This is a genomic window from Methylobacterium sp. TK31 (genome assembly GCF_055361545.1).
The window spans coordinates 2,720,285-2,746,804 of the sequence record NZ_CM143964.1 but is presented as its reverse complement, the minus strand read 5'-3'; the positions used below and the strand labels follow the sequence as shown (position 1 = coordinate 2,746,804).

The window sequence follows — 26,520 nt, the reverse complement described above, 5'->3', positions numbered from 1 at the left end:
AGGATGCCTTTGTCTCCTACCTGCGGGTCTCTACGGAGCGCCAGGGACGCTCAGGCCTTGGTCTGGAGGCTTAGCGGCGGGGCCGTAGCTGACTTTCTCGCAGGCGGCTCCTGGCGTCACGTAGCCGAGCTTGTCGAGGTCGAGAGCGGGGCGCGTGATACGCGTCCCCGGCTCGCAGAAGCCCTGGCACTCTGCCGGCTGCACAACGCGACGCTGGTGATCGCGAAGCTCGATCGCCTGTCGCGCGACGCTGCCTTCCTCCTGAACCTGCAAAAGGGTCGGGTTCGATTCGTGGCGGCCGACATGCCGGAAGCGAACGAGCTGGTTGTCGGCATCATGGCGGTCGTCGCGCAGGCCGAGCACAAAATGATCTCGGCTCGTAACAAGGTTGCGCTGGCAGCGGCCAAGGCGCGCGGTGTGCGCCTTGGTCGGCCGGAGAACCTGCGCAACAAGGATAAGGGTCGTGCCAGAGGACGAGCCTCACAGACGGCGCGGAGCGAGACGCGAGCAACGGACCTGTGCCCCATTACTCGAGCGTTGGAGGCAGGAGGTCTGCGCTCCCTACGTTCTATAGCTGCAGAGTTAAATACGCGTGGTATCCCAGCAGCGCGTGGAGGGACTTGGTGAGCGACACAGGTTCAGCGAGTACTAAAGTCAGTCTGATCTAACTTCCAATGCCTTACCAGCGCATGTTTCCCGAAAGACGGGTTAGGCTTTCACACATCAGCTCAAGGAACTCCCTATCTCCCCCGCAAAATCCAGCTTCGAGCAATGGACGTTGAACCTCTGGTTTTGCAAGTTCAGTGAACAAAACTCGTTGGGTCTGAGTATGCCACCCGATGCGGCCAAGCGGAATTCTTGCGTAATTGTGCTGGCTCTGAGAATTTAAGATAGATCGGAGGTTGTCTTTCACATATCCATGGGTGCCATTTGCTAAGGAGGCGTATAGCTCAAATTTTTCGAAGAGGACTGTGAAATCTTCCAAATCTAGGGCGTAATCAGGGATCATTGTCGCGAAAACGTCCAGGAGATGGTCGCTGAGGGCGGTTCTTCTATTCTCAAAGCCTTCAAGGCGCTTCCATATTTCACCTTCGTGCCCAGCCCAAAACCAAAGAAACAGCGAGTTTGATGCCGGAACAAACACGCTGCGGCTTTCCATTTCTATTGGTGTGCTAAGCCACTGAAAAAGCTCCTTGAGGCGCCCAGCTTTTAGTAATCCTATGCCAAAAGCGTAAAACAAAATAACGGCAGGATATGTTCTTATGTTTATATAAATCGTCAGCCCACTAAGAGATCGATTTTTACCAAAATATTTAAGGAGGTCTGTGACAAGAGAAAGTTCTTCACCTGTACCCCATCGACCGAGTACAGCAAATATTTTTCCTAGCGGTTCTGTGCTGCTTTCATAAAGAGAAACTTTATCGCGGAAGCTGGTGTCACTCCAAGTCTCATTTGCACCGAGCCGCGGGTCATCAAGCAAGGTCTTTAAGCGCCGTGCTTCTTCATCTAACAGGTCGTGAAGCTGGACACGATATTCCGGTTTGGACATGTAGCGCTTTGCGCTTGCTACAAGCAGCTCAGTGCTACGTGGATTAGCCTGTCCCAAAGCAAATTGAACGTCTATCCTCTGTTGCAGTCGTTCAAAAAATTCGTCTGCATCAGAAATCGGTATGGTAACTCCTCTGCGGTTAGCAATCAGATCCTGAGCAACCCGGGAGGGAGTTCCACGGCTTGCCCAAAATAAGGGGTAACGCCGATTTGGCGTGCGTTGAATGACAGCACGCAAGGCATGGTCCCAATCGGCAGACCACCCACACACTACTAAACCATGATCGTCCAATACGCGGTCTAGTAGACCGTTCATAGCTTCAGAATATCCTTGTAATTCTTCCTCAGTATTTCTGATACGCGTATCGAGATAATCACCATGTATCTTGATGACGGTGCAGCGACTATGAATTAGCGGAACCGCCCCTGCCAAATCATCATCTGATCGGATCACGCTCGGCTGCACACCCTCATCCTGTAGGGCACGCTCTATGAGGCGATCAAAGTTAGTCGTGACAATCACCCTGACTAAGCCTTCGCGTACAAGTTTAGCGATCGCACGGTGTGCTTTCGTCGGTATTTTGCGACCTTCTTCGATATCCTCCGCTGTAGGCTCAATATAATGATGAAGGATCGCGCGCCGCTCATCCGGCGTGTTAGATAGCATATCTAGCAAATCAGAGTAATTTGGGTCTTGACCAAACCTGTTACGATACCAGGCAGCCCAATCCGCTTGCTCCCCTGCCTCTTCTAACGCGCCTACTTTACGTGCCAGATCTAAAATGATTTCCCAACCCGTAGGGATTTGCGAGGCGCGTGATACACCGCTTCCTAGTAGCAGCGCATAAACGCCTTTGTTTTCATACATCGAGAAGGCGAGCGCTGTAGCTGGTTCAATCATCGATGATGGCCCCTCGTGTGGTTCCCTGCCTCCGGGCAACTTAGCCCGGTCTCAGCCGCAGGTCAGCAGAACTCTGCAACTCTTCATCGTATGAACGATGCGACCGAGTTCATGCTGGCGCTCCTATCGAAGTCCGTGGCGATGAGGGCCAGTCCGGCGACCAAGGGGAGGCTCTCCCCTTGGTCGCTGATTATCCGCGGCTGTGCTTTGCCAGAACGTGCTCGATCCCCTCCGACACCATCGCCTCGATCGAGTTGCTAGCCCTGCCATGCTTGCTCACGAGTGTGCGACCGGGGCAGCAGCGGCAGCCTAAGGGGACCGGTTGTGGGGATGGTCTGACCGAGTGCTTGATGCCATCGCAACCGAGCGATCCTCGAGTCCAAAAGGCCTTGCGGTGAAGCTCCAGGCCATCGAGCACGTGAACCGGATCGGCGAGCTGACGCCGGATGACCGGGTAACACTGGCAGAGACGATATCCGACCGACTCGCCTGGGCGATCGTGCGGGATCTCCTCGCGCAGCAAGCGGCAGCGTAGGGACCAAAAGAAAAGGCCGGGTCGATGCCCGGCCTCCCTTCACTCGAAGCTTATCGGCTTATCATGATCCTTGTGTCGCAGAATGAATTATAAGTTTTTTGATTACCCCATTTACACTTATAATCTCTTGACAATAAATATTGACGTCATTGGTTAGGCCGCGAGCTGCCCTATCAAAGCTTCGAGAAAGCGCTTGGTAAGTACCAGCTAATGGCTCTTTGATTACACTAAAAGCGAAAGTCTTACCTATATCCGGTAGATATGCTCTTCCATTACCGGTATTTACGTTGAGTGCGCCTACGCTTACCTCTCTTTCGATTATATCAGTTTCCAGAATACTCGTTTTCACATAGGAGCGGGTTGCCCTGTTAAATTCTAAAAGCGGAGTTCTTCCCTTTTGTATTGAAAGGCGCTCTGCCCCTTCGCCAATTACACCATGCGCTCGAGATACAGACGGTTCTATACCGTCTACAAGAGCTTCCAAATCTCCGGAAGGAAGGCCGCTTAACTTTCCAATATTTTTGTCGTCACCGGGCACAACAAGACCAAAAACTGCATTAAAACTGTATTTTATGAGACCATTAATTACGTTACCTGCGGTGGCAACCGTATAAGTTCCAACAACACTGGTAAGGAATATGTTATTGGGGTCGCTTACATATGCAACGATATCAGTAACAAAGCTTCCCCTGCTAGGTGGATGTATAAAAAATTTTATGCGAGGATCTAAGTTACCTCGTTTTCTGATCTGACCAGTCGCAGCATAGTTACCAATAAGGCTAAATGACCACGCCATTGCTTCAATTGACTGTGCGCCTTCATGTGCGGGGAGAAGGTTCTCATCGGCATCGCCACCCAAGTACCTCAACCGATAATTTAGTTTGAGCATGATGCCTCCGGTTTTCGATATTCCAACTCGGAGTTGCGCTCGTCAAGATATGAAGCTTGTCGCTGGGAAAAATTCGTATCTAGGCAAACTCAGCTGCGCTAGCTACATAATTAATTTTTATAATTCTGCAGAACACAGTTTTACCCCATAGATAGCTGAATTTAGTCCGAATAAAGGCCCTGTTAGAGCACAGATTGACTGTTTTAGCCCGTACGGTTCACTCAATCCCATTCGGAAGCTCGCGCAAAGGAACTACGCGGCGTAATTTCGGCCCCTCGGCTGCTTTCGCAGCCTTCCTCGTGACGCGCTTGGCCGCCGCGCGGATCTGGCAGGACGACGGCGTACCCTTCGTTGCGGCGTTCCGCATGGCTGGGTAATCGAGCCGGCCATCCTCACGGTAGATGAAGATCGGGCGAGGCGGCGTCACTGCATGCGCCCCTTGCCAGCCGGCGGCTCTGCCAGGAGAGACCGCACGGCGGTGTCGACCTCCCCAGGCATGCCGGCGGCGATGGCAAGCGCATGGTCCATCGGGACGCCGACCTGGCCGATCAGCTCCACGAGGGCGCGGGCGATGACATTCTGAGGTGTAGTTTCTGCGAATTGCATCGCGAAGAGCTGGGGTTCACCTGGATGTCTGAGAAAGGTAGTTTTCGGACTTTAAGCGGTGGGCTCCAGAATGTCCGGTCTGCACGCAAAAGCGGATCTCCGTACCTTGCTGGAGCATACTGCTTTCGGCATGGTCTGGCAGAATGCGGTCGGTCCGAAAATCCCGCCGCCACTGGCTGAAGCCGAAGTGTTCGGTTGTTTTTCTCACCATTCGCCCACCCGGTAGCCTGTTGCAGCTACGCGCGTGATCACGGATGTCGGAACGGGGCTGCGCGCTGACTGGAACTTGGCAGCGATCGCTTCGGCAAAGTACCGATGACTGGAAGGATATGGCCCCAACAGCACTGCCATGGCAGCATCCCGCTCGATAGTGCCAGAGGGGTGATTCGACAGTGGATGTGGCGTGGGGCGATACAGCGGAGGACCGCACGGCCGGCTTGGACATCGCCGGGGTCAGGGGGCTCGATCAGCAGATGGAGGCCTCGCTCGTCAACGGCATCACGACCGTCTCGCTGCGAGGGCGATACATAACCATTTTGCCTTGGGCGGTCGCGGAGTTCTTCTCGTCCGAGGCCGCAGCCGGAGAGGTGAGCTACTCGAAAGACCGCTTCGCTGCGTTCCTGCGCCGTATCGAGTTCCTTGTGCTGGCCTGCACGACCGTCGACGCGGGCGAGGACGCGTCCGGAGCCATCGGTAGGCTGACGTTCGAGAGCCAGATGAAGGCGCTCGCAGCCGGCGAGGTCGTGTCCTTCCCGGCGACAGGGGGTGACGCCATGCTTGGCACCTACTTCGAGCCGTGCCGCTCCGTGGGGCTGCTCACGAACCCGCCGGCGGACTCGGCCGTTCCGGTCGCCGTGACTCCGCGCGGGAGTGCCGTTTGGGAGGTCCGCCGAAAGGCGCTCAATGGCACGGCGTGGAGAGCGGTTGCATCGGCCGAAAGTATCGGATTGGAAGATGCGCGCGCCCTTGCCGCTCACTTCTCGCTAAGGTCACTGACGACCTCGCCGAACGAGCGCGCCGCATTACGGAGCGCATTATTGGAACCGTGGCACCCCCACCATGAAGGTGCTGAGCGGGTCGCCGACGCGTACCGCCGCTTTGCGCAGACCGTCGATTGGCTGCGCGCCGGAAGCGGCCCCGGGCCATTGCGCGCGGACGCCCTGCTGGCCGCGGCGTGGCGCCGGGCCGCTACCGGTGAGAGTTACGGTCTGGTTGACCTCGCCTGGGCTGAATACGAGTGGCGCTGCCGTCTGCATTTCGCGATCGAGCTGATGCTGAGCGCGGTGTCGGCGGCGGTAGACGCGCAAGGAGAGGCTACTCTCTCTGGGCTGGTCGACGCGTGGCTAGCAGAGGCGGATCTGCCCGCTCAGCTCGTGGCCGCCTGGCCGAGGGCCGGCGAAGCAGGCGCCATGTCCGACGTCGAGGCACGTGGAAGTATCCCACCGGAACTGTGGCTCGGCGAAGCCATCCCAAGCGACCTCGGATCGCTCAGCCCGCACGCGCGGGCCCTCGCCGCCTTCGCGCTCGTGGCCGCGCTGGCTGCCCAAAGCGCGGAACTTCGGGCCACGGGGCGCTTCGCCGACCGGCAGGCTGTCGGCGAGCGCGCGCTCGCGTGCGTCGCTGCCGCAAAAGTAGGTTCCTTCGCCGAGATCCTGAAGTCCTTGGCTGCGGTCGCGATCGAAGCACATCTTGCGACGACCTTCCGGAAGATGGGCGTCGGCCAGAAGTGCTCGCTCCGCTTCTTCCCCGAAGGGCCGAAACTGCTGGCGACGAGGAAGCCGACAAGCCCCGGTCGGAGTGGGACGCGGTTGTGGAACACGATCAAGATGCTCCAGGACGCAGGCGTACCCGGCCTCGTGGCCGTATCGTGAGGCGGAACGTCCTGGGTTGGCTGACCGACAAGGTGCCCGACGCTCGGCACGCCTTGGTCCTGACCCACAATATCGATTTCCTCTTCCTGCAATCCGTGATGGCGCCGATGCTCAGCCGAGCGGGCGATCCGCGCCTCGTCGTGTTCGCCGACGCCGCCTGCGCATCCCAGGCGTTCGCTGCCCAATCCGGCCTGCTCGACGGCCTCGGCGACCGGTACCGCGTCGTGCCCGTCGACCTCGGGGGTGCAAGGCGTTTCCACCCGAAGGCGCTCCTGCTCTCCGGTCGGGCCGGGGCGTCGCTGGCAGTGGGCAGCGGGAACCTCACTCACGGGGGGATGTCCGCCAATCACGAAGCGTGGGCGTTTGCCGCGACGGGCGGCGAGGGCGCGTCGCTTATCGCTGCGCTGCGCGACTACGTAACCTCCCTGCTTCCGCTTCTGCCGCTTTCGGAACCGCTCAGCGACTAGCTACGGGCGGTCTTCGACCGCGAGCAGGCCTGGGCCGCGGGGCTGCCGGCGCCGGCGGGTCTCGTCGGCTCGCCCGCGGCGAGCAACCTCCTCGATCAGATAGCAGCCCATGTCCACGAGCCGGTGCGTGGGGTCGAAGTGCTCGCTCCCTATCACGACGATCGCGGGGCCGCCCTTGCAGCCGTCGCCCGAAGATTCGCGGCGCCGGTGACATGCTGGATGCAGCCTGGCAGGGCCGGCCTGTCGCGCGCCGCGGCGAAGGAGTTGCCAGCGACCGTCACCCTGCGATCCATAGATTGCGAGCTGGACCGACGCCCAAGCTTCATCCACGCCAAAGTGTTGGCTTTGCGGGGCGACGCTCGGACAATCCTGGCCGTCGGCAGCGCCAACTGCTCGCAGGCCGCGCTCCTCGCCGAGGGCTCATGGGGCAACGCCGAGCTGATGGCCGTCGAGGCGGTCAGGCATGAAGACGCGGAAGCGCTGTTTGCCGGGCTCGTGCGGGGCGATGGTCCCCCGCCGCTGCCGGAGTCGCCCCCTTCCGAGGGTTGGGACATCCCGGCCGATGCGCCGCTCCGGATTCTCGCTGCACGATTCGAGGCCGGCCGGCTGCGGATCGCCTATCGCGCCCCTATGGGGGTTGATCGCGTCCGGGCCGTGCTGTCTGGATCGGGCCAGCCCGCGGTCGAGCACGACCCCGCGGCCGGCGTCGTGGCCTTCGATGTCCCTCTGAGGCCGAGGACGGTTTCGATCGAGGCCCTCGCGCCGAACGGAACGACACTGACTAGCGCCGAGGCATGGGTCGACGACGAGGCGAGCCTCTCGGCCCCAGCGACGCTCCGACGCGTTATTCAGCGCCTTCGAGACGAGGGCGATGCGGCTTGGCTGCCGAGCCGCACGTTCCGCGACGTGCTCGAACTGTTCAGGGACTACGTCTGCGATCCGCAAGCCGCCCGGCGGCACTTCGAGCGGGCGCCGCCGCCCAGGGGCGCCGCCCAGCCTTACAATCCCCTAGACGCCTTCTCAGAGAAATTCGGGCGACCTTCGGCGCGGGCTGCCGACGGTCACGCCGGGACCGTTTCCGCCGACCTTCTCTCCATCGTCGAGGCGCTGTTCGCGGTCGGCGGGGCAGCCAACGATCCTCCCGCGGCGCCCTCAGACCCGGGCGAAACCAACGAGGAGCCGGATGCCGAAGTCGAAGAGCGGCGATTGCTCGGTCTAGGCTCCCCCGGGCCAGACGAGCGCGAGGGCGTTAGGCTGCGACGCGCCCTGTCGGCGATGGAGCAGGCGCTGCGAGCGCCGGCCTTCGTGGAGACGCGGACGCCTGCATTGCTCGGGGCCGACCTCGCCATGGCGGCCGTCCTCCTCGTCAAAGGGCTCGCCGCCGGGCTTTTGGAGCCCAGCGACTACCGACGCGCCACCCGAGGCCTGTGGGGCGCCCTATTCTTCGGGGACGGCGATGCGCCTGGGACGCTCTCCACTCGAATCGGCTCCATCGCGGCTCCGGACAGGGACGCGTTCATGGCGGCGCTCTGCTCTCCGCGGCTGTCGGCCGCCCTCGCCCTCTGGTGCGCGACAGAGTGGGCAGCAGAGGATGCCGACGCGCTCTGGTTCCGTCTTTCGGCCGCGGTGTTCCACCAAGCGCATCCATCGCTCTTCGGCGGCGGGTCGGCTGAGGCCGTGCTGGCCGAGCTCGACCGATTGGCGTCGACGCTCCTGAACCCTAACGACCACCTTGCCGCCACCCGCGCTTGGCTCGGCGCGGTTAGGGCGGGTGAGGCGTTGCGCCTGTTATCGGACTCGATAAGGGCACGTCCCGAAGCCGAACTCCGCTCCGCCACAAGCTCCGAGCGGGTGGAGCCCTCAACCTTGGTGTGGGTCGACGGCCGTCTAGGCTTCCCGACGGCTCCCGCCACCCGAGGTGCGAAATCGAAGGTCCACGTCCAATTCTTGGGGCAACAGACGCCGAAGCTCTACCGAACGAACTTTCTCGTGCCCATCCACGACGTACTGCGTGCGGGCGTGCTTACGCTGCCTCCGATGGTCGCCGATGAAGTCGGCAAGCTTTCGGAAACTGCGGTGGCCGCAAGATCAGACCTTCGGAGCGGGCAAGCCTAACTTCCGGGTTGGGTCGATAACGGATGGCCGGATGAATTAAAGCCGCCAGGAGCGCGACCCCCCGGCGGCCTGGCGCTGACCCGTAGCGGCGCCTACAGCGCCCCCCGATCCAAGGCCGAGCTGAACTGGAAATTGATGCCGACTTGTAAACCTTGACCGCACCTACAGCTTTCGCCGAGCGGAGCACGGAGGGTTACTTTCCGTTGTTGAATTGTCGGCGTAAACCTCAAAAAGGTGCTCCGCTTTATTACCGACTGAAACTCGCAAGAAAGGTCGGCAATTCTTGAAACTCTATGCGCCGTGGCCCATCGCCATTCGGTCGAGCCGGGACGGGGCGGCCTTCGTGACCTCGCGGGCCGGGCCCTGCGGCCTCATCTCCGTCACCGGCCGTCGATCCCGCGCCTGGGGGATGATGGGGAAGGCGTCCGGGACCAGCAGCGCGACGTCGAGGGACGGGGGTACGACACCGGGTTCGGCCGGCAGGTACTCCACGACTTCGATGGGTCGCTTCTTCGTGAAGACCCTTAGGTGATGCGCCTGGGGAAGCATGAGCGAGCCGGCACCATCGCCGCGCGTGGTGATGCGATCTTGGTATCCAGAGGCGTTCCCAGCATCGTCACACCAGAGGTCACGCACCTCCCGGCTCAGCTCCTCGCGGGGGCGGCCGGGCAGGGCCCGGAAGGCCTCGACGCCAGGGAGCGGTTCACCGCCCTCGTCCGCCGTGGCAATCGCTTTGTTGGCTATGGCCGTTGCCCGCTCTGCGTCGGCTCGAAGGGCGAGGATCGTCCGCGCCTTTTCAGCCATGACGGGAAGGTCGCGCTCGACGGCCTCACGAAACGCACCTTGGGCAGCGACGGCGGCCTCTACGATGCTCGCCAGAGCCGCTTTGGCCTTTGCCTCGTCGGATGCTGCAGCCTGCGCTTTGAAGCGCTCCACGAGCCGCTTTGCGCGATCCAGGCGGATTGCAGCGGTACGGCGGGCGTCATCAAGCGCACGCAGGCCCTCGTCGGTCGCACCGAGCAAGGCGGTCTGGTAGGCGGCCTCGGCCTCACCAACACCATCGCGGGCAGCGGCGAGTTCGGATGCGGCGGCCTCTCGGTCCTGCGCGAGCTGCGGAGCCGGAGCAGGGACATCCTGGCGGGCCCGGGTCAGCAGGCTGCGGAATTGTGCGAGGCGAGACATGCGCTTAGCCTTTCACAGGAGCTGAGACGCCAGCCCGGGCGTTCTCCTCGGCGACGATGGCGCCCCAGTCCAATACCTCCGGCTCGGCCTTGGCCTTTGCGGCGGTGGCGGGCTCGTTGCCCTTTAAGGTGCCTGCTTCGACCCATTTGGCCCGCTCGGCGGCAATCCCGGCCTCGAATCCGGTGTTGTAGGCGTCGCGTTCACGCCCGGAGGCTGACTTTGGGGGCAGCGTGAGGTTCAGGCTCATCGATCGGCACGCGGATTGAGGGTGACGGGGGCGGTGTTCTCGACCGCACTCTCGACCGCCTCGCGCACCAGGGCCGAGACGGGCTTCCCGGCCCGCTTCGCGGCCTCGGTGAGGGCCACCTTCGTGTCGTGCGTGATGCCGACGCGCACATGCTCGGTGAGCAGGTCTCGGGTGGATCGGAGAAAGGCGGGGCGGTCGTTCATGGGTTGAACGTACCGCCCCGCTTGTCATCAGGTCAGATACTACCGTTCACGATTTGTACTGACCGTTACCGTTTCCGATGGAGCCCGGCGATGTATTCGGTCAGCACGTCCATGTTGATGCACCAGGGGCAGTTCGCGATGTCCCCGGGCTGATAACCCAGTTGGGGCAGATCGGGATGCCGGGCCCGACGTGCGATATGGTCGCGAAGCCGGGGGATGCGCCACTTCGTGCGGTGCGCCGCCTCCTTCAAGGACACGATCTCACCAGAGGGTGGGGTCGGACGTCCGGTCTCGGCTTCCAGCAGTTCAGCCAGCAACACCTTCAGGGCCTCGGTGTGTACGAGGATGTCGGCGCGGATAGCGGAGGTAGATCGGGGCTCTGCCGGCCGCCGTAGAGGGGTCGGAGCCGGCATCAGGCAGCCTCCCAGAGGGCGCCGATCAGCGCGAAAAAGGGCCCCCGGAGCCGCTGGAGCGCCTGGGCGCTCTGAAATGAAACCGGCGTTTCAAAAACAAAGTAATCGATAAGGTACCGGGCTGCGCGGCAAGTGCGGCTCTCTTCTGCCCTCGTACGGTCCCTTAATGCGCTGGAAGCCCCGTGGAAGCCCGCGGGTGTCAGCCGGCCTCTGACTGCAGGCCGAGCGTGCCGTGCCCGCCCACGCCCTCGCCAGCTCACGCAATCGGCATAGGACCAGGATAGGCCGCGGCACATCGGCTGAAACGGCACGCGTGTGAAACGAAGGCGCGCCGGTTGCATTTGACCCTTCATGCCCGCCGCCGACGATGACGACTTCCGCACCCAGATCGCCCAGGCCCTCGCAGGGGAACCGTCGTATGCTAATATGCAGGCGGATCTGGCTGCTCGCGTTCTGCGCTGGATCGCGACGCCGGAGCACCGCCCCTCGTGGCCTGAGCTTCCCCTGTCCCCGCCGACTGATGAGCCGTCCGCGCCTGATCGAGACACTGAGGAAGAACGGTCGCGAGTTGAGGAGGAGGGGCATGAGGGCCAGGGCGACGACACGGGCACCGAGGATAACGGACGTGATAGGCCGAGCTCCCCCTCGCGTGCCCTGTGAGCCAGGGTAGCGTTATCGAGAAGAGGGCGTGGCACGGGCGGTGTCATCCGCCAACGCGAGGGGCGACGCGCTCGCGTCTGCCCCCAGGCAGCGTGAGCGCGCGCGTCGCCCCGCCTCACGCAGGCGCAGAGGTGAGATGCCAGGTCCCCTACCTTGAGCCCAGCGCGACGTTGTTCGATCCCGTCGTGGGAATGCTGTCCGAACGTGGCAGAGATAGCGCTATCTGCGACCTCACCGAATGGTGCCGGGATTGGGTCGGCTAAGGCCGCCCGACCCGCCTGAGCGATCGGCGGAGCGGCATACGAAAACCGCGGGGGCATGAGGGAGGCAACGCCGGCACCGCTCAGCGTGGAAGCGCGCCGGACGGATCGGACGCCCGAGGGCGCCGACCGCCGGACGCTCGCCGCGCGCGCCCTTCCTGGAAAAATCCTGGTCTGTACATGGATAGTGCGCAGTCCAGACTGCGCACCCCCTGCGCACTCCAGACTGCGCACCCCCTGCGCACAAGCTACTGCGCATTTCCCGGGTGGGATTAATGCGCACTTGCACTGCGCATTTATAGGCGTGTGCCGGGACGAATTAATGCGCACTCCAGACTGCGCATTTTTGGGCTGAAGAAAGGAGGAAGGGAGCCTGGTCATTTGGCGGCCCTCGCCTCGCGCCTGACCCGCAGCCGGTAGCGGTTCGCCTGCCCAGCCCCGCGGCTCACTCGCACATCGAGGTGCTCTCGATCCTGAAGCTGGCTCAGCGCGTTTTGTACGCCTCGCCGGCTGGCCGCCAAATCGGCAGCCAGCGTCGCGTGCGACGGGTGGGCGTAACCTTTCCGGCGATCCACATGCTGGCTCACCTCGATCGCTACGCGCAAGGCCAGGGGCGACAGATCGGAGTCGCGAGCGATCTGGCGGAGCCACTCGAAAACCTCGCGCGCAGCTCCCTTCCCTTGAGGTTCGGCCGAGACCTGGCCTGGTTGAGGCTCGCTGACCGCATCGAGATGGGTAGGCTCCTCCAGGTCAGGGGAAGCCGTTGTGAACCGCGACGGCATCTGGATCACGCTCACGCGGCATGCCCTCCGCTTGAGGTTATCGCGGGGCAGCCATCGAGACGCCAGACGGAGCGCGCAACGGCGGCTTCGAGTTGAGCAAGCTCGTGCTCAACTGAGACAGCCGGTACACCCATCCTGCGCAAGTGCGCGCCGATCGGCTTGAAATGCCTCGCGATCAGTAGGGCGCGGCACCGCCGGCCGTGGCGCTGCCGCAGGTTTAGGAAGGCCGCGACGAGGTCGGCGATCAGGCGAGTGTCTCGACACGGCGGATACGGCAGCACCAACGCGCTGCCGATCACAGATGGTGACAAGGGCCCGGCGGAGGACGCGACGCGCTCAGCGTCAGGGCTGAGCCTTTTACAACGGTGCTTCTTCGATTGTAGGGGCTCGGCTGTAGGGACGCCGCTGAAGAGTGGGAGATCGATGAGGTCACACATGGTGTCCCTCACGCTGCCACATCGGACGTCGAACCACGGACCTGCGCTTCGATCCAGGCGTCGAGATCAGCGCCTCGGTAGAACACCTTGCCGCCGATCTTGTAGTACCTCGGTCCTTTACCTTTGACGCGCCAAGCCCTCAATGTCGAAGGCTTCGATCCAAGCTGATCCGCAGCATCTGCCTCACAATGGAAGCCGCGCTGCTCTAAGGCTGATGGTTTGTTCATTTGCACCGCTCTCGGTTGGTTTTACCGTCCGCGGTTCGACAACTTAATCAGATTTTCACGAGGCGCCACACAAACAATTCGCTCACCCGCCGGCCTTTTTTTGCGTGTTGGAACAGATAGCGTCGAGCGCTGCGTCCACGTTGGGTTTGTTCCGTCGCCTCTCGACCTCGTCGACACGGGCCGCTGCAACCGCCCTTGTCAAAGCACGTCTGATGTCACGAGAATGGTCCAAGCCTGCTGATCGCGCACAGCTCGCTAGCTCGACCAATAGATCGATAAATTTTGGCGAGGTAGAACCTGTCTTATCTTCTAACGCCCATTGCTCCTGCCGAGCAAGATCGAATATTTTCCCTACAAATGCAGGCAGATCGGAGTCGACGGGCCGCCCTCGCGAAGGCTCGCCAATCGACCGAAGTCCTTTGTCGAGCATCCAATCTGCGCCATCCGCGCATTTCTGGACTGTTTTTGCAAATTTCAACCGCTTTTGCACGTCATTGTACATAATTTCATTGCCAAATATCTTGTCTTCTTCGGCTTCCAATCTGCAAATTTCTGCAATCTGCTTCAGTGCATCGGACAAATCGGTTGCAGCATCATATACGCGACGGAAAAGGATAGTTTTTTGCTTCTCAAAATCTTTGAAGTCAAATACCCGGTTGATATAGCCTTCAATCTCTCCCTTGACCCAATCGGTTGGAACTCCGCCAACCCGCTCTATACACCGGCCAACGCCTTCCCACTGCACCTCAGTAAAATGGAAGGACATCACTGGCCTCCCGATCGAAGGGGAAAGATATTCGAATTCTCAAGCGCCTTGCGAGCTGCTGCGAGCGATAACGCTCGCTTCTTCGAACTAGCCTCTGCTTCCTGCTTGACCGCATCCATTTGCAGCTGTGCGTAACGCATGGCCGTCGCCACAGATTTGTGGCCACAGATGCGCATTTGGTTCGGAAGGGGGATCGTCGGATCGGAGTATATCTGTGTGCAGAACCAGTGACGGACCAAGTGGGTGGTCGCGTTTTCCTTCGCCGTGACTCCCGCGCTCGCCATCACCTTTTCGAAGGCCCCTTCCAACGTCTCGACCCGCATCGCCTTGAGGTTCCTCGAAGGACACACAGCCGACGCACCGGCGATCCGCGGCGCAGCCTCCAAGAGGCTGCGCGCCTCGTCTGTCAAAGGCTTCACCAGGGCGCCGGTTTTGGTGTCAGGCCACGCGATGACGCCCTCCTCGAAATTAACGAAGGACCATTCGAGACCGGTGATCTCCCCGACGCGGCAGCCAGTGGCGAAAAGCAGGCGGATGCCGAGGGCTTGGAACTCCGTAATTGTTTCCGCCGCTGCCAGTGCCTCCACAGCGTTCAGCAGCTTTGCCACCTCGATGTCCGAGAACAGCCGCTCCCGGCGGCGCGAGCCAAACTTACGGACTCGACACGGGTTAGAGCCGGGCTCGCGTAGTCCCCAGGTCTCAGCGAGTGACATAGCCGACGACAGGACGCGAACGATCTGGTCCGCATGAGTGCGGGTATTCCTGCGCTTGTGGTGAAGTTCGGCTACGTGGGCCGGTGTGAGTGCCCGCGCCGGCAGGTCGCCAAGCTCCGGGATCAGCACCTTTTGAACGATGTGGCGATAACCATAGGCAGTCCGGTCCTTGAGGCGGACATCGACATGCTCGGCGATGAAGCGATCGAGGAGGTCACGGACTTTTGGGGCCTTCCGCTCCTCAGCCTGCGCCACTTTCACGGCAGCGAGTTCAGCAGCGGGGTCGGCACCGAGCGTAGCGCCAGCGAGGATGCGTTCGGCTTCCTGCCGAGCCTGGTCGGGGGAGAGTTTGGTGGTGGCTCCGATCGTCTGCCGCCGGTAGGGCGCGCTTCGACCGCGCCCGGCCCGGTAGGCCGCGATGTAGGCCTTCGTGCCTGTTGACCGGACCCGGACGCCGAAGCCAGTTAGGTCGCGGTCCCAGACGGTGTACTCCGCGGCCCGGGGCTCCAAGCCGTCGACCATTCTTTTCGTGATCCGTTGCTCAGCCATCACGCCCACCCTCCGCGACGCTGCCAGGAAGCTTTCACGAGGAAGGGCTAGGTCGGATCAAGCCCTGTCTGGGGAAGCACCGGGGAAGCACGCGGCATCAACAAGGAGCGACACCTATCGCCGCCCATCGACAAGGTATGGCGCTAAGCCGCTACAAATCAAGCGTATTATCAACCGGCATCCACACGGGGCAGCACCGACAGCAGGGCTCATTGCAAGCTTTTAATCTGTAGGTCCTGGGTTCGAGTCTCAGCGCGCTCACCATTCTTTTCAATGACTTAGCTGAGCCCTGCACGGTCTGACGTTTATATCGGGTAACGCAGCGGGTAACGGCAGCCGAAAAATTTCTTAGGCTCGGTATCTTCCTTACAATTCAGACACGGCTACATCTCGCTTCGAATTCCATTCGGGGAGTATCGATGCCGATTATGGACCTTTATTCGACCCGGGGGCGTACCGACCCTGACGTTTGGATTTTCGATGCCCCGCCCCCGAAACTCCGAGTGCAAATCTCTCAGATTGTAACGAGTGCCCTTGGTCCTACTTTCAACCCGAGAGGCGACGACTCCTCACATTTGTACAAAATAATTGAGGACGCCGTCGCGCATGAGCACGGCATCGACAGCGTAGGACGCGGCCGTGAGCCAGACGAACGCATTCATCATTGCCTGAGGAATGGCGAAACAGAGCTATTCATCGACTTGGTAGAGGTCTGCTGTCGATTTATCGCCCTCGTGGTGGGAAGCTATACAGATCACCAATTGCTGAGGCGACAAATCCAAACTCATCCTAAACAGGCTATCGAAGAAATAAACGAAAGATGCAAACGCGCCGGTTTTGGATATCGATTTGAAGGGAAGGACATTGTTCGAGTGGATAATGAACTTTTGCATCAAAAAATAACAAAACCGGCTTTATCTATCTTGCTAGACACTCGCTTTTCGGGGGCGAATTCTGAATATCTTGAGGCGCACGAGCACTACAAAGCCAATGAGTATAGAGACTGTGCCGTAGACGCGCTGAATGCCCTCGAGAGCACCATGAAGATAGTTTGCGACCTCAAACTTTGGGAATATAATAAAGGCGCACGTGCAACCGACCTACTGAAAGTGTTGCGCAAAAATAATCTGTTCCCCGAGTATGCCGATGGGTCGTTTGAGCAACTTTTCGCGACTCTCAAGTCAGGCCTACCTGTCTTAAGGAATGAGGTAGGTGGGCATGGGGCCGGCGCAGAAGCACCCCGTATACCTGAATACGTCGCGACCTACGCTCTTCATCTCTCGGGAGCTAAGATCCGATTTCTGTATGAGGCGTTCGAGGAATCGGGTGGCGCTGTAGAATAGAGAAAGGGCGCGCTCCGAAGAGCGCGCCCTTACGTCAAAGAAGGCAACGGAGAATTGACCTGTGCTGAGCCTTCATATCCCTCCTCGAGTGATACGGCCGAGATCAATTACAATATAGGTTCGTGCCTCAGCTGCCCAATCCAGTCGCAGATCCAGGAATCAATCCTGTTCATCCGGGACCGGAATGAGTGCAACCCATCCCAGACGGGCAATCTCAGGATCCTCTCTTAAGCGCATTTTGGCAAATCCCAGGAGCGCTTCCGACAGATCCGCACCGTGTCCGGTGATCCCAAGGCCAAGGCGGCTCATCTGCGAGATGATGGCAGCGTAAAGCGCCTGAGATAGGGTGTATGCCCGATCTGTACGGGCGCCGATCCGTGCGACCTTCATCGTGCCGCGCTGCTGCCACCTCTTAATCGTAGGGCCGTCGACACCCGAGATCTCCACCATGCGCCGGAGATTGAAGCGCGGTGGCGAAACCGGCCACTGCATCGAATTACCCCGTGACGGTCGCTCTGTACCCGATGATACGGAGGAAGGCTTCGCCGTCCGGATCTTGGGTACCGGTAGACTGTGCAATCCCCAACCGGTTGTTCGCACACGTACGGTCCCGATGACTGCGGACGCTCTGATATTGAAGTCTAACGCGCGGGACTAAGCCGTTTTCATTATCGGCTTCTCCGAAACCACGATCGTCCCGAGCGATTGACCTCCGGAGGGAGGTTGTCATGCGGAGGGAGGTGGTCATGCGGATCTGGATCTGTGCCTTCATCCTGATGGGTCTGACGGCGCCGGTCTCGGCCCAGACGACGCCCCCGGCTCGTCTGGGGGAGGGGCGGGGCGATCTCCTGCTGAATGAACTGCGTTCCGCACCCCGGCCGAAGCCGGCCACGGATATCGATACCCTCCGGTTGGCCTCCGCCCAGCGCGAGCGAGCCACGTCGGTGGAGGAAAGAACGAACGGGCTGTGGCAATCCTGGCTGGTGTCGATCTGCGAAGGCTGCGGCGATACGGCTTCCTACCGGAAGACCGTCGGGGACGATTTCATCAAGCGGAAGGGCCTCTATCTAGCCCGCTCCGAGGGCAGGGCCCTGCGGCGCCAAGCCCTGCTGGCGTCGACGCGAACGCCACGCGGTACCGGTCGCAGCCTCTACGCGGACCTCTCGCCCCGGAACATCGGGCAGATCCGGCGCATGCCCGGCCCGTAGCGGGCTCGTCTCCCCGCCGAGGCCAGCCACCGCCCCGCGCGCCGCCACGCAATGGTAACCAAATGGCCGCAAGCTTCGGTGCCGGCCACAGGTTCGACGCCGGCCTGAAGGGGATTGCGTGGCTCGTCTTCTCGTTACCGGCGGCTCAGGCTTCCTCGGCTCGCTGCTGATCGCGCGCCTGCTCGAAGACGGGCATGCGGTGACCAGTATCGACCGGCTCGAATGTCGGACGGCCCATCCGAACCTGACCGCCATCGTCGGCGACATCCGCGATCGCTCCCTGCTCGACCGAGCGTTGCAGGGTCGCGAGCACGACGGCGTCTTCCATTGTGCGGCGCTCCTCGCGCACGGCTCGATTCCGGCGCGCGAATTGTGGTCGGCCAACGTCGAGGGCACGCGGACGCTCGCGGCGGCCGTCGCCGCGGCCGGCATCCGCCACCTGGTCTACGTGTCGAGCAACTGCCTGTGGGGGCGCGGCTTCAGCCGCCCGGTCCACGAGGACGACCCGCCGGAGCCCTGCGAGATCTACGGCGCGAGCAAGTGGGAGGGCGAGAAGATCCTCGCCGCGCATGCGGGCGATTTCGCCACGACGGTACTTCGCTCGCCCACCATCCTGGACGCGGGGCGGCTCGGCCTCCTGGCGATCCTGTTCGAGTTCATCGCCGATGGACGGCGGGTCTGGGTCGTCGGCGACGGCTCGAACCGCTACCAGTTCATCGCCGCCCGGGACCTGATCGCCGCGATGCTGCTGGCCTGGCACCGGCGAGCCGTCGGGACCTTCGGCATCGGCTCGGACGATGTCGGCACGATGCGCGACAGCTACGCCCACGTCATCGCGCAGGCCGGCAGTTCGTCGCGGATCGGCAGCCTGCCCAAGGCGCCCACGGTCCTGGCGATGCGCGTCGCGCATGCCCTGCGGGTGTCGCCCCTCGGGCCGTACCACGCCCGGATGATCGCCTCGGACTTCGTCTTCGACACGACGCGGATCAAGGCCGAACTGGGCTGGCAGCCGACGCTGACGAACCGCGAGATGCTCCTCTGCGCCTACCGCTACTACGAGGCCAACCGCTCCGAGATCGTCAGCCGCCACGGCGTGTCCGCCCATAGCCGCCCGACCGACATGGGCGCGATCCGCCTCCTGAAATGGGTCTCCTGAAGCCCGCCGAGGCCGGGATGGGGTCGCTCGCATCGCCGAGCCGGGCCGCGCCGTCCCGATCGCGGGCGACGTTCCTGGCGGCCCTCGGCGCGGCCCTGTTCGCCGCGGCCCTGATCGCGGTCGGCGCGCACCACGAGGCGTGGTTCGACGAGGCGCAGGCCTGGCTGCTCGCCCGCGACAGCACGCTGCCGGACCTTCTCCTCGAGCGCCTGCACTACGAGGGGTCGCCCGGCCTCTGGCACGGGCTGTTGTGGCTGGCCGTGCAGGCCGGCTACCCGTTCTCGGGTCTCTGGCTTCTCAGTTCCGCGCTCGCGGTGTCGGGCGCGTTCCTCGTCCTGCGGGCCGCGCCGTTTCCGATCTGGCTCCGGATCGGCCTGATCGGCTCGTACTTCTTTGCCTACCAATACGCGATCGTCGCCCGCAGCTACGCGCTCGATCTCCTGCTGATCCCGTTGGCCGCCATCCTGTTTCCGGGCCGGGTCACCCGGCCGCTGCCCTACGCGATCGTCCTCGGCCTCCTCGCCAACGCCAACGCGCACAGCTTTTTGGTGGCCGGCACGCTGGGCGCCGAGGCGACGCTCAAGGCCTGGCGGACCGGCGCCTGGAGCCGAACAGCCTTCCTCGGCAGCATGGCCCTGGCCGCCATCCTCGCCCTGGCCGCCGTGCTGCAGGCCTGGCCGGCTCCGGACCTGGCCTTCGGCGCGGCGACGGAGGTCAGTCTCAACCGCGCGATCCGGCTGCTCCGGGAGGCCCTCGTCGACCGCGTGCCGCTCGGCGAGCCGGTCCTGGTCGCGACGCTGGTGTCGTTCGCGCTGCTGATCCCCTCGCTGCTCCTGTTCCGCCGGGCCGGGACCCTCGGCCTCTCGGCCTCGCTCCTCCTCTGCCTGATGGTGTTCTCGGCGCTGAAGCCGGCCAATGTCTGGCACTCGGGCATCCTGTTCCTCGTCTGGGTCTTCTGCCTCTGGATCAGCTGGCCGGGTCTCCGCGCCTGCGGCCGCGGACTGCGCGGGCTCGTCCTGGCGAGCGTCGGCGCCGTCGTGCTGTTCCAGGATGCCGAGACCGCGAGCGCCTGGTTCCGGGAGGTGTGGGAGCCCTACGCGTCGGGCCCGCAGGCGGCCGCGATCGTGCGGGCCGCGCGGGCGCGCGATCCGGAGGCGCGGGTCGCGGCGGTGGGTTTCAAGACCTTCTCTCTCCAGCCCTGGTTCGCCCGAAACGTGTTCGCGAACTACGATGGCGGCGCGTCGAACCCGGCCTTCTACGTTTGGCGCCGGCAGCAGCCCGTCTCGCCGGACGCGGACCTCGCCTCCTTCCGCAGGGCCGTGGCGGGCGGCTACGACCTGATCGCCCTCTCGACCTATCTCCCGGGCGGTTCCGAACTCGGCACCTACGTTTCCGTGGGATCGGAGAATGGCTACTGCCCGAGCGCGGAGGTCCCCGGCCATCTGATCTGGAAGACCGAACGCCGCGAACCGGACGGCATCGTCTTCTTCGCGCCATGCCCGCCCGCGCGCGGCGGCGCCGACTGACATCGCCCGGCCCGCGATGCCCGGCTTCGGGCCGGCGAGCGCGTTGCCGACCGCGCCCGTCGGTCAGGCAGCCCGGATCGGTTTCGGCCGAGCTTGCGTTACCGTCGAGCAAGGCAGGCAGGCGGCACCCACGCGGCGCTGCCGGTGCCGCCGTATCGAAAGGACAGACGCTCGATGGGAACGATAGCGGCAACGCTGGCGACGATCGCCGCATCCACCTACTCCAACACCCTCGCCGGCCTTCCCGCAGGCTTCGCGCCCCTCTCGGCTAGCGGGCTCACGAACGGCACCTTCGCCAATCAGAACGCCTACGGCGCCGCCGTCACGGGCAGCTTCGGCAACCAGTCCGTCGTCGTCCTGAGCTTTCGCGGAAGCGACGACCGCCAGGACTGGCTGAACAACCTGCGCAACATCAACGCCGACTACGACAAGCTCGCCCCGCTGGTCTCGGCCGTCGACACCTACGCCGCGCTGCACGACGCGACCGTGGTCGTCACCGGCCACAGCCTCGGCGGCGCGCTGACGCAGGTCTTCATGGCCAATCACCCCGACACCGGCGACGTCCTCTACCAGGCCGCCACCTTCGGCTCGCCAGGAGCCCTGATCTCCGCCACGCCCGACGACCGCATCGTCAATTACGAGATCGCGGACGATCCGGTGCCGTATCTGGGAGCCTACAGGGCTCAGATCGGCCAGACCGCCAGCGTCGACCCGATCTATGCCGGGACGGTGTCCGTGGCCTTGTCCACGGCCATCGGCGACGGGGTCACGCCCCAGGATATCGCGGCCTCGATCCCGAGCCTGACCACCAACTACGTCAACCGCGGCACGATCGATTACCTCCCCGGCACCGATGGGACGGAGACGACGCTGACGCCGTCGCAATTCCTCGATTCGGGGAAGTTCGTCGATACCTTCCTCCGGTACGGCGCGGAGCACGACGTCTCCGTCTACGCGGCGCGCAGCGCCAGCTCGGCCGCCGTCGATCCGGTGATCCGCAGTTCCGGCACGGCGGCGAACCAGCCCGATCCCGTCTTCCGCTTCTTCGACACCAAGACGGGCGACCACTTCTACACGACCAGCGCGACCGAGAAGGCGCAGATCCAGGCGACGATCCCGTATTTCAACTTCGAGGGTTCGCCCTGGTCGACCCCGGACGAGGGCGCCGACACCCACGACGTGTTCCGGTTCTTCGACACGAAGAGCGGCAACCATTTCTATACGGAGAGCGTGAACGAGCGCGACAGCATCATCGCGAACATCGCCAGCTACAAGTTCGAGGGCGTCGCGTTCGAGGCCTACAATGCCGCCGACGGCGCCGGCCACATCACGCTCGAGCGCTTCTACAACACGCAGACGGGTCAGCATCACTTCGCCGGCAATGCCGAGGAAGCCGCGAGCCTCAAGCAGGGCCTCCAGGGGCCGGGCTGGATCGACGAGGGCAAAGCCTTCACGGTGCATGTCCCGACGGACGGCCTGCTGCACGCCTGAGGCTCCGAGGCCTTCCCCGCTCGCACGCCGAACCGGCGACCGTGGGCGGGGCTCTGCGGAAACACCGCGCGCCGAGCCCGTCCGCGGGCGGCGTCAAGCAAAAAGAACCCGCCGCGGCGAGGCCGGGCGGGTTCCGAGAATCACGCGTCGGGACGAGGGATCAGCGGCTGCTGCCGTTGGGCACGGCCTGCTCGGGCTTGTTTGCATTGCCGCCGGCCGCGGAATCCGTCGTCGCGGTCTCGGCGCCCGTGGCGCCGCGTGAGACGGACACGCTCGGATCGTTGCCCGTCGTGTTCGGCTGGCCCTGAACCACGGCTCCGCCCGTCTGGCCGGGAACGGCGCCCGGTGCGGTTGCGGGCTGCGCCAGGGCCGACAGGCTGACGAGGGAGGCGCCGAGGGCGAGGGCGACGGTTCTGATCATGATGATTCCAGGTTGAGGGGTCGCGTGGGCAACGACCCGCCCGCTCTTGTCGTTCCGGGGAAAGTCTGGCCTGAACACCGTATACGGCCCCGAAGGGTCGCCAGCGGGATGGACGGGGGCGATCGACGGTTCGAAGGCGGACATCACCATTCATCCCCCGATCTCCCAAACGTGTTCCGGTGGGATATCGATCTCTGATGACGACGTGCGGCGTTTGATGAGAAAAAGGGCACTACCCTGCGTTGGAGTCAAATATGTCGCAAGTCGATATCGTGTCCTCAGAATTCCAAGACTGGCAACGTACGATGGATACCGTCGCGAGTCTGGAAGCCAGCCTTGAGATTTCCGACAAGGAAAAAACGATCCAGCTGTTGGCCTTGATCGCCCGCGGGATCGCGGACCTAAACTACCACACGCTCTCGATGAAAGAGATGTTGCAGAAGATATCACTTAAGAACCAGACCCAGGAGAGCGACAGCTCCGGCATCGGCGTCTGATTTCTGCCCCTTTACCGACGACCTTCGACGGTCGTTCGGGCGCAGCAATGCTCGCGGGACGTCCATCGATGCGGTGGAACTCTCCGGCGGGCTCCACGCCGGAGGGTCGCCCCCGACGTCAGTGATGCCCGGCCATGTGCCGGCCGATGCTGCGCGCATCGGCCTCGGCGCCGCTCACCGCATGCACGATGCGGCCTTCGGACATCACCACGATGCGGTCGGAGAGCTCCAGGATCTCGTCGAGATCCTCGCTGATCAGCAGCACTGCCGCCCCGGCGTTGCGGGCCGCCATGATCCGGGTCCGGATCTCGGCCACCGCGGTGAAGTCCAGTCCGAAGCACGGATTGGCGACGATGAGGAGGTCGACCGGATCGGTGAGCTCGCGCGCCAGCACGGCGCGCTGCACGTTGCCGCCCGACAGGGTGGCGATCGGCGCCTCGGAGGAGGCGGTCTTCACGCCGAAGCGCGCGATCAGGTCCCGGGCGCGGCGCCGCATGGCGCCGGTGTCGAGCCAGAGGGTCGGCCGCCCCCCCGCCGCGTCCCCCGGTATGGCCCCATCGTCCCCCCGCCGGTCGAAGGCCCGGAAGGCCAGGTTCTCCGAGACCGACATGCGCGGCGCGCAGGCATTGCGCAGCGGCTCCTCCGGGATGACCCGCACGCGCCGCGCCCGGCTCTGCGCGCGCCGTCCGTCATAGGCCTCGCCCGCGACCTCGACCCGGCCGCCGGTCGCGCCGATCTGGCCGCCGAGCACGTCGGCGAGTTCCTTCTGGCCGTTGCCCGAGACCCCGGCCACCCCGACGATCTCGCGGGCCTGCACCGCGAGATCGTCGATGGCGAGGTGGCGCAGCCCGGAGGCGTCGGTGGCGCGCAGGTCCGCGACGCGCAGGACGACCCGGTCCGGATCGGGCCGGCCGACACGGCTAGTGGCGGCGCGCGCCGGGCGCACCCCCATCATCATCGTCGCCATGTCGCCGCGGCTGAGCTCTCCGACCCGCCCGCCGCCCGCCAGCGTGCCGCGGCGCAGGACGCTGACGCTGCGGGCGAAGGCCTCGACCTCGCGGAACTTGTGGCTGATCATCAACACCGTCAGGGCCTGCCGGTCCGCCATGTCGCGCAGCAGGCCCAGCACCTCCTCGGCCTCCGCCGGGGTCAGCACCGAGGTCGGCTCGTCGAGAATCAGGAACCGCGCCTCGAGATAGAGCTGCTTGATGATCTCGAGCTTCTGCTTCTCCCCGGCCGCCAGTTCGGCCACCGGCCGGTCGAGGTTGAGCCGGAACGGCATCCGCTCCATGAAGGCGGCGAGGGCCGCGCGCTCGGCGCGCCAGTCGATCACCGCCGGCACCCGGGGCCGGGCGATGACGAGGTTCTCGAGCCCGGTCAGCGACGGCACCAGGGTGAAATGCTGGTAGACCATGCCGAGGCCGCGCGCCTGGGCGCCCTTCGGGTTGGTGATCGCGACCTCGCGGCCGTCCACCAGCACGCTTCCGGCGCTCGGCGCGTAGAAGCCCATGATGCACTTGACCAGCGTCGACTTGCCGGCGCCGTTCTCGCCCAGCAGGGCGTGGAAGCCGCCGGCCTCGATCTTCATCGAGACGTCGTCGAGGGCCGCGAAGGCGCCGAAACGCTTCGTCATGCCGATGGTCTCGACCGCGATGGCGCCGAGCGCCGGAGCCTCAGGCTGCATCGGCGCCACCCCTCCGTCCCAGGGCACCACGTCGCGGACCGATTGCGGGAAGGGCACCATCGCGGATCATCCCATCGCCGCCAGGAGCGCCTCGGACGTCGCCACCGCGCCGAAGACGCCACCCTGCATCGTCACCATCCTGAGGGCGGCCGCGTGGTTGCCCGGGTCGGTCGCCGCACAGGCGTCGGAGACGATCACGCATTCGAAGCCCCGGTCGTTGGCCTCGCGCATGGTGGTGTGGACGCAGACATCCGTGGTGATCCCCGTGAGGATCAGGTTGCGGATGCCGCGCCGCCCCAGGATCAGCTCCAGGTCGGTGGCGCAGAACGAGCCCTTGCCGGGCTTGTCGATGACGGGTTCGCCCGGCACGGGCGCCAGCTCGGGGATGATCTCCCAGCCCGGCTCGCCGCGCACCAGCACGCGTCCGCACGGTCCGGGATCGCCGATGCCGGCTCCGATCCGGCGCGAGCGCCAGCGCTTGTTCTCCGGCAGGTCCGCCAGGTCCGGACGGTGGCCCTCGCGGGTGTGGATGACGTGATAGCCGAGGCGCCGGGCCGCCCCGAGCAGGCGTCCGATCGGCCCGATCGGCGCCCGGGTCAGGCCGATATCGTAGCCCATGGCGTCGACGTAGCCGCCGGGACCGCAGAAATCGATCTGCATGTCGATGATGACGAGGGCGGTGTTGTCGGGCCTCAGCGCCCCGTCGAAGGGCCAGGGATAGGGCTCGGCGGCGGCGTAGCGCGCCGCCTCCGCCGCCGGCGGGCCGAGCGCCGCCGCGCTCACTCCGCCGCCTCCCGGGCGTCCGGCGTCTGGCCGGCGCCGTAGGAGCGGGTCGGCGCGGCGAACCCGCAGGACGTGCCATCGACGACTTGGACGCCGTCCTCCCAGGGCAGGCGGTAGCGACCGGCGGCGAGGTCCTGCATGTAGGTGTAGGGGCAGTCGCCGGCACCGCCCTTCACGGCCGTGTAGCCGCGGTGTCCGAGCTGGTAGATGTTGTTCTCGACGCCCCAGTGCAGGCGGGCCTCGCGCACGAGGTCGGGCCGGACCTCCGCGGTGATGATCTCGTCGACGCGTCCCGTGGTGCCGTGGGCGACGACCTGCCCGTCGAAATTGACGATCATGCCCTCGCCCATGGAATCGAACGAGCCGTCCGAGCCGCACATGCAGACGTTGGCGGTGACCATCAGGTTGCAGAAGGCGTTCGCCTGGTTGGTGAAGCGCCAGGAGTCGCGGATCGGCGCGGTGTAGCCCGCCGTGCGGATCATGATCTCGGCGCCCTTGTAGGCGCATTCGCGCGCCATCTCAGGGAACATCCCGTCGTGGCAGATGATGAGGGCGATCTTGGCGCCCCGCGGCCCCTCGATGACCGGGATGCCGATGTCGCCCGGCTCCCAGGGCTCGACCGGCACCCAAGGGTGCATCTTGCGATAGTAGAGCTTCACCGCGCCGGCGTCATCGATGATGATCCCGGTGTTGTAGGGGTTCCCGTGCGGGTTGAACTCCATGATGGAGAAGCAGCCCCAGATCCGGTTGTCGACGCAGGCCTTCGCGAAGGCCGCGACCTCCGGCCCGTCCATCCGGCACAGGATCTCGGTGTTGGTGTCCATCGACAGGCCGTGGAGCGCGTATTCGGGAAAGATCACGAGGTCCATGGTGGCGAGGTTGCGCCGGGCCTTGCCGACCATGTCGACGATGCGCTGCGTCTGCGCGGCGAGGTCCGCCGCGGTGGCGACGGTCGGCAGCTGCAGCTGGACCAGACCGAGCACGACGCCGTTCGGGGATTTGTTGAGGCCGCCGAGTCCATTCATTGGAAATACCCGTTT

At 63.8% G+C, this 26,520-nt stretch carries 26 protein-coding genes; 11 read left to right on the top strand and 15 right to left on the bottom strand.

Annotation, left to right across the window (positions count from 1 at the left end):
• Positions 1-3 precede the first annotated feature (3 nt).
• Positions 4-627 (top strand): recombinase family protein, encoded by a 624-nt coding sequence (locus ACXJY8_RS12730; protein WP_463769395.1) that lies wholly within the window; start codon positions 4-6, stop codon positions 625-627.
• 52 nt (positions 628-679) lie between these two features.
• Here the strand turns inward: ACXJY8_RS12730 and ACXJY8_RS12725 are convergent, their stop codons facing one another.
• Positions 680-2,449, bottom strand: coding sequence for an SIR2 family protein (locus ACXJY8_RS12725; protein ID WP_463769393.1), 1,770 nt, complete (start codon positions 2,447-2,449; stop codon positions 680-682).
• A 343-nt stretch (positions 2,450-2,792) separates the two neighbouring features.
• Here ACXJY8_RS12725 and ACXJY8_RS12720 point away from each other — a divergent pair, with 343 nt between their 5' ends.
• Positions 2,793-2,984, top strand: coding sequence for a hypothetical protein (locus tag ACXJY8_RS12720; protein WP_463769391.1), 192 nt, complete (start codon positions 2,793-2,795; stop codon positions 2,982-2,984).
• Positions 2,985-3,045: 61 nt separating this feature from the next.
• Here the strand turns inward: ACXJY8_RS12720 and ACXJY8_RS12715 are convergent, their stop codons facing one another.
• Positions 3,046-3,873 carry a DUF7946 domain-containing protein gene (locus ACXJY8_RS12715; RefSeq protein ID WP_463769389.1) on the bottom strand — a complete coding sequence of 276 codons (828 nt, stop codon included), beginning with the start codon at positions 3,871-3,873 and terminating at the stop codon, positions 3,046-3,048.
• Between the two features lie 1,043 nt (positions 3,874-4,916).
• Here ACXJY8_RS12715 and ACXJY8_RS12710 point away from each other — a divergent pair.
• From ACXJY8_RS12710 to ACXJY8_RS12700, 3 genes are all read left to right on the top strand, one after another.
• A complete protein-coding gene (locus tag ACXJY8_RS12710) occupies positions 4,917-6,350 on the top strand; it encodes a hypothetical protein (RefSeq protein ID WP_463769387.1) in 1,434 nt (477 codons plus the stop codon).
• Between the two features lie 53 nt (positions 6,351-6,403).
• A complete protein-coding gene (locus ACXJY8_RS12705; RefSeq protein WP_463769385.1) occupies positions 6,404-6,817 on the top strand; it encodes a phospholipase D family protein in 414 nt (137 codons plus the stop codon).
• 219 nt (positions 6,818-7,036) lie between these two features.
• A complete protein-coding gene (locus ACXJY8_RS12700; protein WP_463769383.1) occupies positions 7,037-8,932 on the top strand; it encodes a phospholipase D-like domain-containing protein in 1,896 nt (631 codons plus the stop codon).
• A 291-nt stretch (positions 8,933-9,223) separates the two neighbouring features.
• Here the strand turns inward: ACXJY8_RS12700 and ACXJY8_RS12695 are convergent, their stop codons facing one another.
• The 8 genes from ACXJY8_RS12695 to ACXJY8_RS12660 form a co-directional block, all read right to left on the bottom strand.
• On the bottom strand, positions 9,224-10,114 hold the full coding sequence (locus ACXJY8_RS12695) for a hypothetical protein (protein WP_463769381.1): 891 nt from the start codon (positions 10,112-10,114) through the stop codon (positions 9,224-9,226).
• Positions 10,115-10,118: 4 nt separating this feature from the next.
• On the bottom strand, positions 10,119-10,361 hold the full coding sequence (locus ACXJY8_RS12690; protein ID WP_463769379.1) for a hypothetical protein: 243 nt from the start codon (positions 10,359-10,361) through the stop codon (positions 10,119-10,121).
• On the bottom strand, positions 10,358-10,564 hold the full coding sequence (locus tag ACXJY8_RS12685; RefSeq protein WP_463769377.1) for a hypothetical protein: 207 nt from the start codon (positions 10,562-10,564) through the stop codon (positions 10,358-10,360). Before ACXJY8_RS12685 ends, ACXJY8_RS12690 begins: the two co-directional genes overlap by 4 nt.
• A 65-nt stretch (positions 10,565-10,629) precedes the next feature.
• The gene (locus tag ACXJY8_RS12680) at positions 10,630-10,977 is read right to left on the bottom strand and encodes a hypothetical protein (RefSeq protein WP_463769375.1); all 348 of its coding nucleotides are present in this window, start codon (positions 10,975-10,977) and stop codon (positions 10,630-10,632) included.
• A 1,297-nt stretch (positions 10,978-12,274) separates the two neighbouring features.
• A complete protein-coding gene (locus tag ACXJY8_RS12675) occupies positions 12,275-12,694 on the bottom strand; it encodes a hypothetical protein (RefSeq protein ID WP_463769373.1) in 420 nt (139 codons plus the stop codon).
• A gap of 430 nt (positions 12,695-13,124) precedes the next feature.
• The gene (locus ACXJY8_RS12670) at positions 13,125-13,343 is read right to left on the bottom strand and encodes a helix-turn-helix transcriptional regulator (protein ID WP_463769371.1); all 219 of its coding nucleotides are present in this window, start codon (positions 13,341-13,343) and stop codon (positions 13,125-13,127) included.
• An 82-nt stretch (positions 13,344-13,425) separates the two neighbouring features.
• Complete coding sequence (locus ACXJY8_RS12665; RefSeq protein ID WP_463769369.1) at positions 13,426-14,109, bottom strand: hypothetical protein; 684 nt, start codon at positions 14,107-14,109, stop codon at positions 13,426-13,428.
• Entirely contained in the window at positions 14,109-15,371 is a 1,263-nt protein-coding gene (locus tag ACXJY8_RS12660) for a tyrosine-type recombinase/integrase (RefSeq protein WP_463769367.1), read from the bottom strand. The genes ACXJY8_RS12665 and ACXJY8_RS12660 overlap by 1 nt, the downstream gene beginning before the upstream one ends.
• Positions 15,372-15,790: 419 nt before the next feature.
• Here ACXJY8_RS12660 and ACXJY8_RS12655 point away from each other — a divergent pair, with 419 nt between their 5' ends.
• Positions 15,791-16,714, top strand: a complete 924-nt coding sequence (locus tag ACXJY8_RS12655; protein WP_463769365.1) for an abortive infection family protein — start codon at positions 15,791-15,793, stop codon at positions 16,712-16,714.
• Positions 16,715-16,873: 159 nt separating this feature from the next.
• On the opposite strand, the gene ACXJY8_RS12650 is transcribed toward ACXJY8_RS12655, so the two are convergent.
• The gene (locus ACXJY8_RS12650) at positions 16,874-17,206 is read right to left on the bottom strand and encodes a hypothetical protein (protein ID WP_463769363.1); all 333 of its coding nucleotides are present in this window, start codon (positions 17,204-17,206) and stop codon (positions 16,874-16,876) included.
• 254 nt (positions 17,207-17,460) lie between these two features.
• Here ACXJY8_RS12650 and ACXJY8_RS12645 point away from each other — a divergent pair, with 254 nt between their 5' ends.
• From ACXJY8_RS12645 to ACXJY8_RS12630, 4 genes are all read left to right on the top strand, one after another.
• Positions 17,461-17,922: a hypothetical protein gene (locus ACXJY8_RS12645; RefSeq protein ID WP_463769361.1), complete on the top strand. Its 462-nt coding sequence runs from the start codon at positions 17,461-17,463 to the stop codon at positions 17,920-17,922.
• 118 nt (positions 17,923-18,040) lie between these two features.
• Positions 18,041-19,078 (top strand): NAD-dependent epimerase/dehydratase family protein, encoded by a 1,038-nt coding sequence (locus ACXJY8_RS12640; RefSeq protein WP_463769359.1) that lies wholly within the window; start codon positions 18,041-18,043, stop codon positions 19,076-19,078.
• Positions 19,066-20,604 carry a hypothetical protein gene (locus tag ACXJY8_RS12635; protein ID WP_463769357.1) on the top strand — a complete coding sequence of 513 codons (1,539 nt, stop codon included), beginning with the start codon at positions 19,066-19,068 and terminating at the stop codon, positions 20,602-20,604. The genes ACXJY8_RS12640 and ACXJY8_RS12635 overlap by 13 nt, the downstream gene beginning before the upstream one ends.
• Positions 20,605-20,778: 174 nt before the next feature.
• A complete protein-coding gene (locus tag ACXJY8_RS12630; protein WP_463769355.1) occupies positions 20,779-22,095 on the top strand; it encodes a Tle-like phospholipase domain-containing protein in 1,317 nt (438 codons plus the stop codon).
• A 160-nt stretch (positions 22,096-22,255) separates the two neighbouring features.
• On the opposite strand, the gene ACXJY8_RS12625 is transcribed toward ACXJY8_RS12630, so the two are convergent.
• Positions 22,256-22,516, bottom strand: a complete 261-nt coding sequence (locus ACXJY8_RS12625) for a hypothetical protein (RefSeq protein WP_463769353.1) — start codon at positions 22,514-22,516, stop codon at positions 22,256-22,258.
• A 254-nt stretch (positions 22,517-22,770) separates the two neighbouring features.
• Here ACXJY8_RS12625 and ACXJY8_RS12620 point away from each other — a divergent pair, with 254 nt between their 5' ends.
• Positions 22,771-23,013, top strand: a complete 243-nt coding sequence (locus ACXJY8_RS12620) for a hypothetical protein (RefSeq protein ID WP_463769351.1) — start codon at positions 22,771-22,773, stop codon at positions 23,011-23,013.
• 118 nt (positions 23,014-23,131) lie between these two features.
• Here ACXJY8_RS12620 and ACXJY8_RS12615 read toward each other — a convergent pair whose 3' ends face one another.
• The 3 genes from ACXJY8_RS12615 to ACXJY8_RS12605 all read right to left on the bottom strand — a co-directional run bounded on the left by ACXJY8_RS12615 (position 23,132) and on the right by ACXJY8_RS12605 (position 26,505).
• Positions 23,132-24,697 carry an ABC transporter ATP-binding protein gene (locus tag ACXJY8_RS12615; protein ID WP_463780598.1) on the bottom strand — a complete coding sequence of 522 codons (1,566 nt, stop codon included), beginning with the start codon at positions 24,695-24,697 and terminating at the stop codon, positions 23,132-23,134.
• A 66-nt stretch (positions 24,698-24,763) separates the two neighbouring features.
• A complete protein-coding gene (gene biuH / locus ACXJY8_RS12610) occupies positions 24,764-25,480 on the bottom strand; it encodes a biuret amidohydrolase (RefSeq protein ID WP_463769349.1) in 717 nt (238 codons plus the stop codon).
• Positions 25,477-26,505 carry a formamidase gene (locus tag ACXJY8_RS12605; RefSeq protein ID WP_463769347.1) on the bottom strand — a complete coding sequence of 343 codons (1,029 nt, stop codon included), beginning with the start codon at positions 26,503-26,505 and terminating at the stop codon, positions 25,477-25,479. The genes biuH and ACXJY8_RS12605 overlap by 4 nt, the downstream gene beginning before the upstream one ends.
• Positions 26,506-26,520 lie beyond the last annotated feature (15 nt).

What these genes read in the sequence shown, in the direction of transcription:
- ACXJY8_RS12680 (WP_463769375.1), bottom strand. Translation starts at nt 10,977, where the DNA reads ATGCCGGCTCCGACCCCTCTACGGCGGCCGGCAGAGCCCCGATCTACC.
- ACXJY8_RS12655 (WP_463769365.1), top strand. Translation starts at nt 15,791, where the DNA reads ATGCCGATTATGGACCTTTATTCGACCCGGGGGCGTACCGACCCTGAC.
- ACXJY8_RS12605 (WP_463769347.1), bottom strand. Translation starts at nt 26,505, where the DNA reads ATGAATGGACTCGGCGGCCTCAACAAATCCCCGAACGGCGTCGTGCTC.
- ACXJY8_RS12645 (WP_463769361.1), top strand. Translation starts at nt 17,461, where the DNA reads ATGCGGATCTGGATCTGTGCCTTCATCCTGATGGGTCTGACGGCGCCG.
- ACXJY8_RS12725 (WP_463769393.1), bottom strand. Translation starts at nt 2,449, where the DNA reads ATGATTGAACCAGCTACAGCGCTCGCCTTCTCGATGTATGAAAACAAA.
- ACXJY8_RS12730 (WP_463769395.1), top strand. Translation starts at nt 4, where the DNA reads ATGCCTTTGTCTCCTACCTGCGGGTCTCTACGGAGCGCCAGGGACGCT.
- ACXJY8_RS12700 (WP_463769383.1), top strand. Translation starts at nt 7,037, where the DNA reads ATGCAGCCTGGCAGGGCCGGCCTGTCGCGCGCCGCGGCGAAGGAGTTG.
- ACXJY8_RS12625 (WP_463769353.1), bottom strand. Translation starts at nt 22,516, where the DNA reads ATGATCAGAACCGTCGCCCTCGCCCTCGGCGCCTCCCTCGTCAGCCTG.
- ACXJY8_RS12620 (WP_463769351.1), top strand. Translation starts at nt 22,771, where the DNA reads ATGTCGCAAGTCGATATCGTGTCCTCAGAATTCCAAGACTGGCAACGT.
- ACXJY8_RS12650 (WP_463769363.1), bottom strand. Translation starts at nt 17,206, where the DNA reads ATGCAGTGGCCGGTTTCGCCACCGCGCTTCAATCTCCGGCGCATGGTG.
- ACXJY8_RS12690 (WP_463769379.1), bottom strand. Translation starts at nt 10,361, where the DNA reads ATGAGCCTGAACCTCACGCTGCCCCCAAAGTCAGCCTCCGGGCGTGAA.
- ACXJY8_RS12665 (WP_463769369.1), bottom strand. Translation starts at nt 14,109, where the DNA reads ATGTCCTTCCATTTTACTGAGGTGCAGTGGGAAGGCGTTGGCCGGTGT.
- ACXJY8_RS12660 (WP_463769367.1), bottom strand. Translation starts at nt 15,371, where the DNA reads ATGGCTGAGCAACGGATCACGAAAAGAATGGTCGACGGCTTGGAGCCC.
- ACXJY8_RS12695 (WP_463769381.1), bottom strand. Translation starts at nt 10,114, where the DNA reads ATGTCTCGCCTCGCACAATTCCGCAGCCTGCTGACCCGGGCCCGCCAG.
- ACXJY8_RS12630 (WP_463769355.1), top strand. Translation starts at nt 20,779, where the DNA reads ATGGGAACGATAGCGGCAACGCTGGCGACGATCGCCGCATCCACCTAC.
- ACXJY8_RS12635 (WP_463769357.1), top strand. Translation starts at nt 19,066, where the DNA reads ATGGGTCTCCTGAAGCCCGCCGAGGCCGGGATGGGGTCGCTCGCATCG.
- ACXJY8_RS12670 (WP_463769371.1), bottom strand. Translation starts at nt 13,343, where the DNA reads ATGAACAAACCATCAGCCTTAGAGCAGCGCGGCTTCCATTGTGAGGCA.
- ACXJY8_RS12685 (WP_463769377.1), bottom strand. Translation starts at nt 10,564, where the DNA reads ATGAACGACCGCCCCGCCTTTCTCCGATCCACCCGAGACCTGCTCACC.
- ACXJY8_RS12715 (WP_463769389.1), bottom strand. Translation starts at nt 3,873, where the DNA reads ATGCTCAAACTAAATTATCGGTTGAGGTACTTGGGTGGCGATGCCGAT.
- ACXJY8_RS12615 (WP_463780598.1), bottom strand. Translation starts at nt 24,697, where the DNA reads ATGCAGCCTGAGGCTCCGGCGCTCGGCGCCATCGCGGTCGAGACCATC.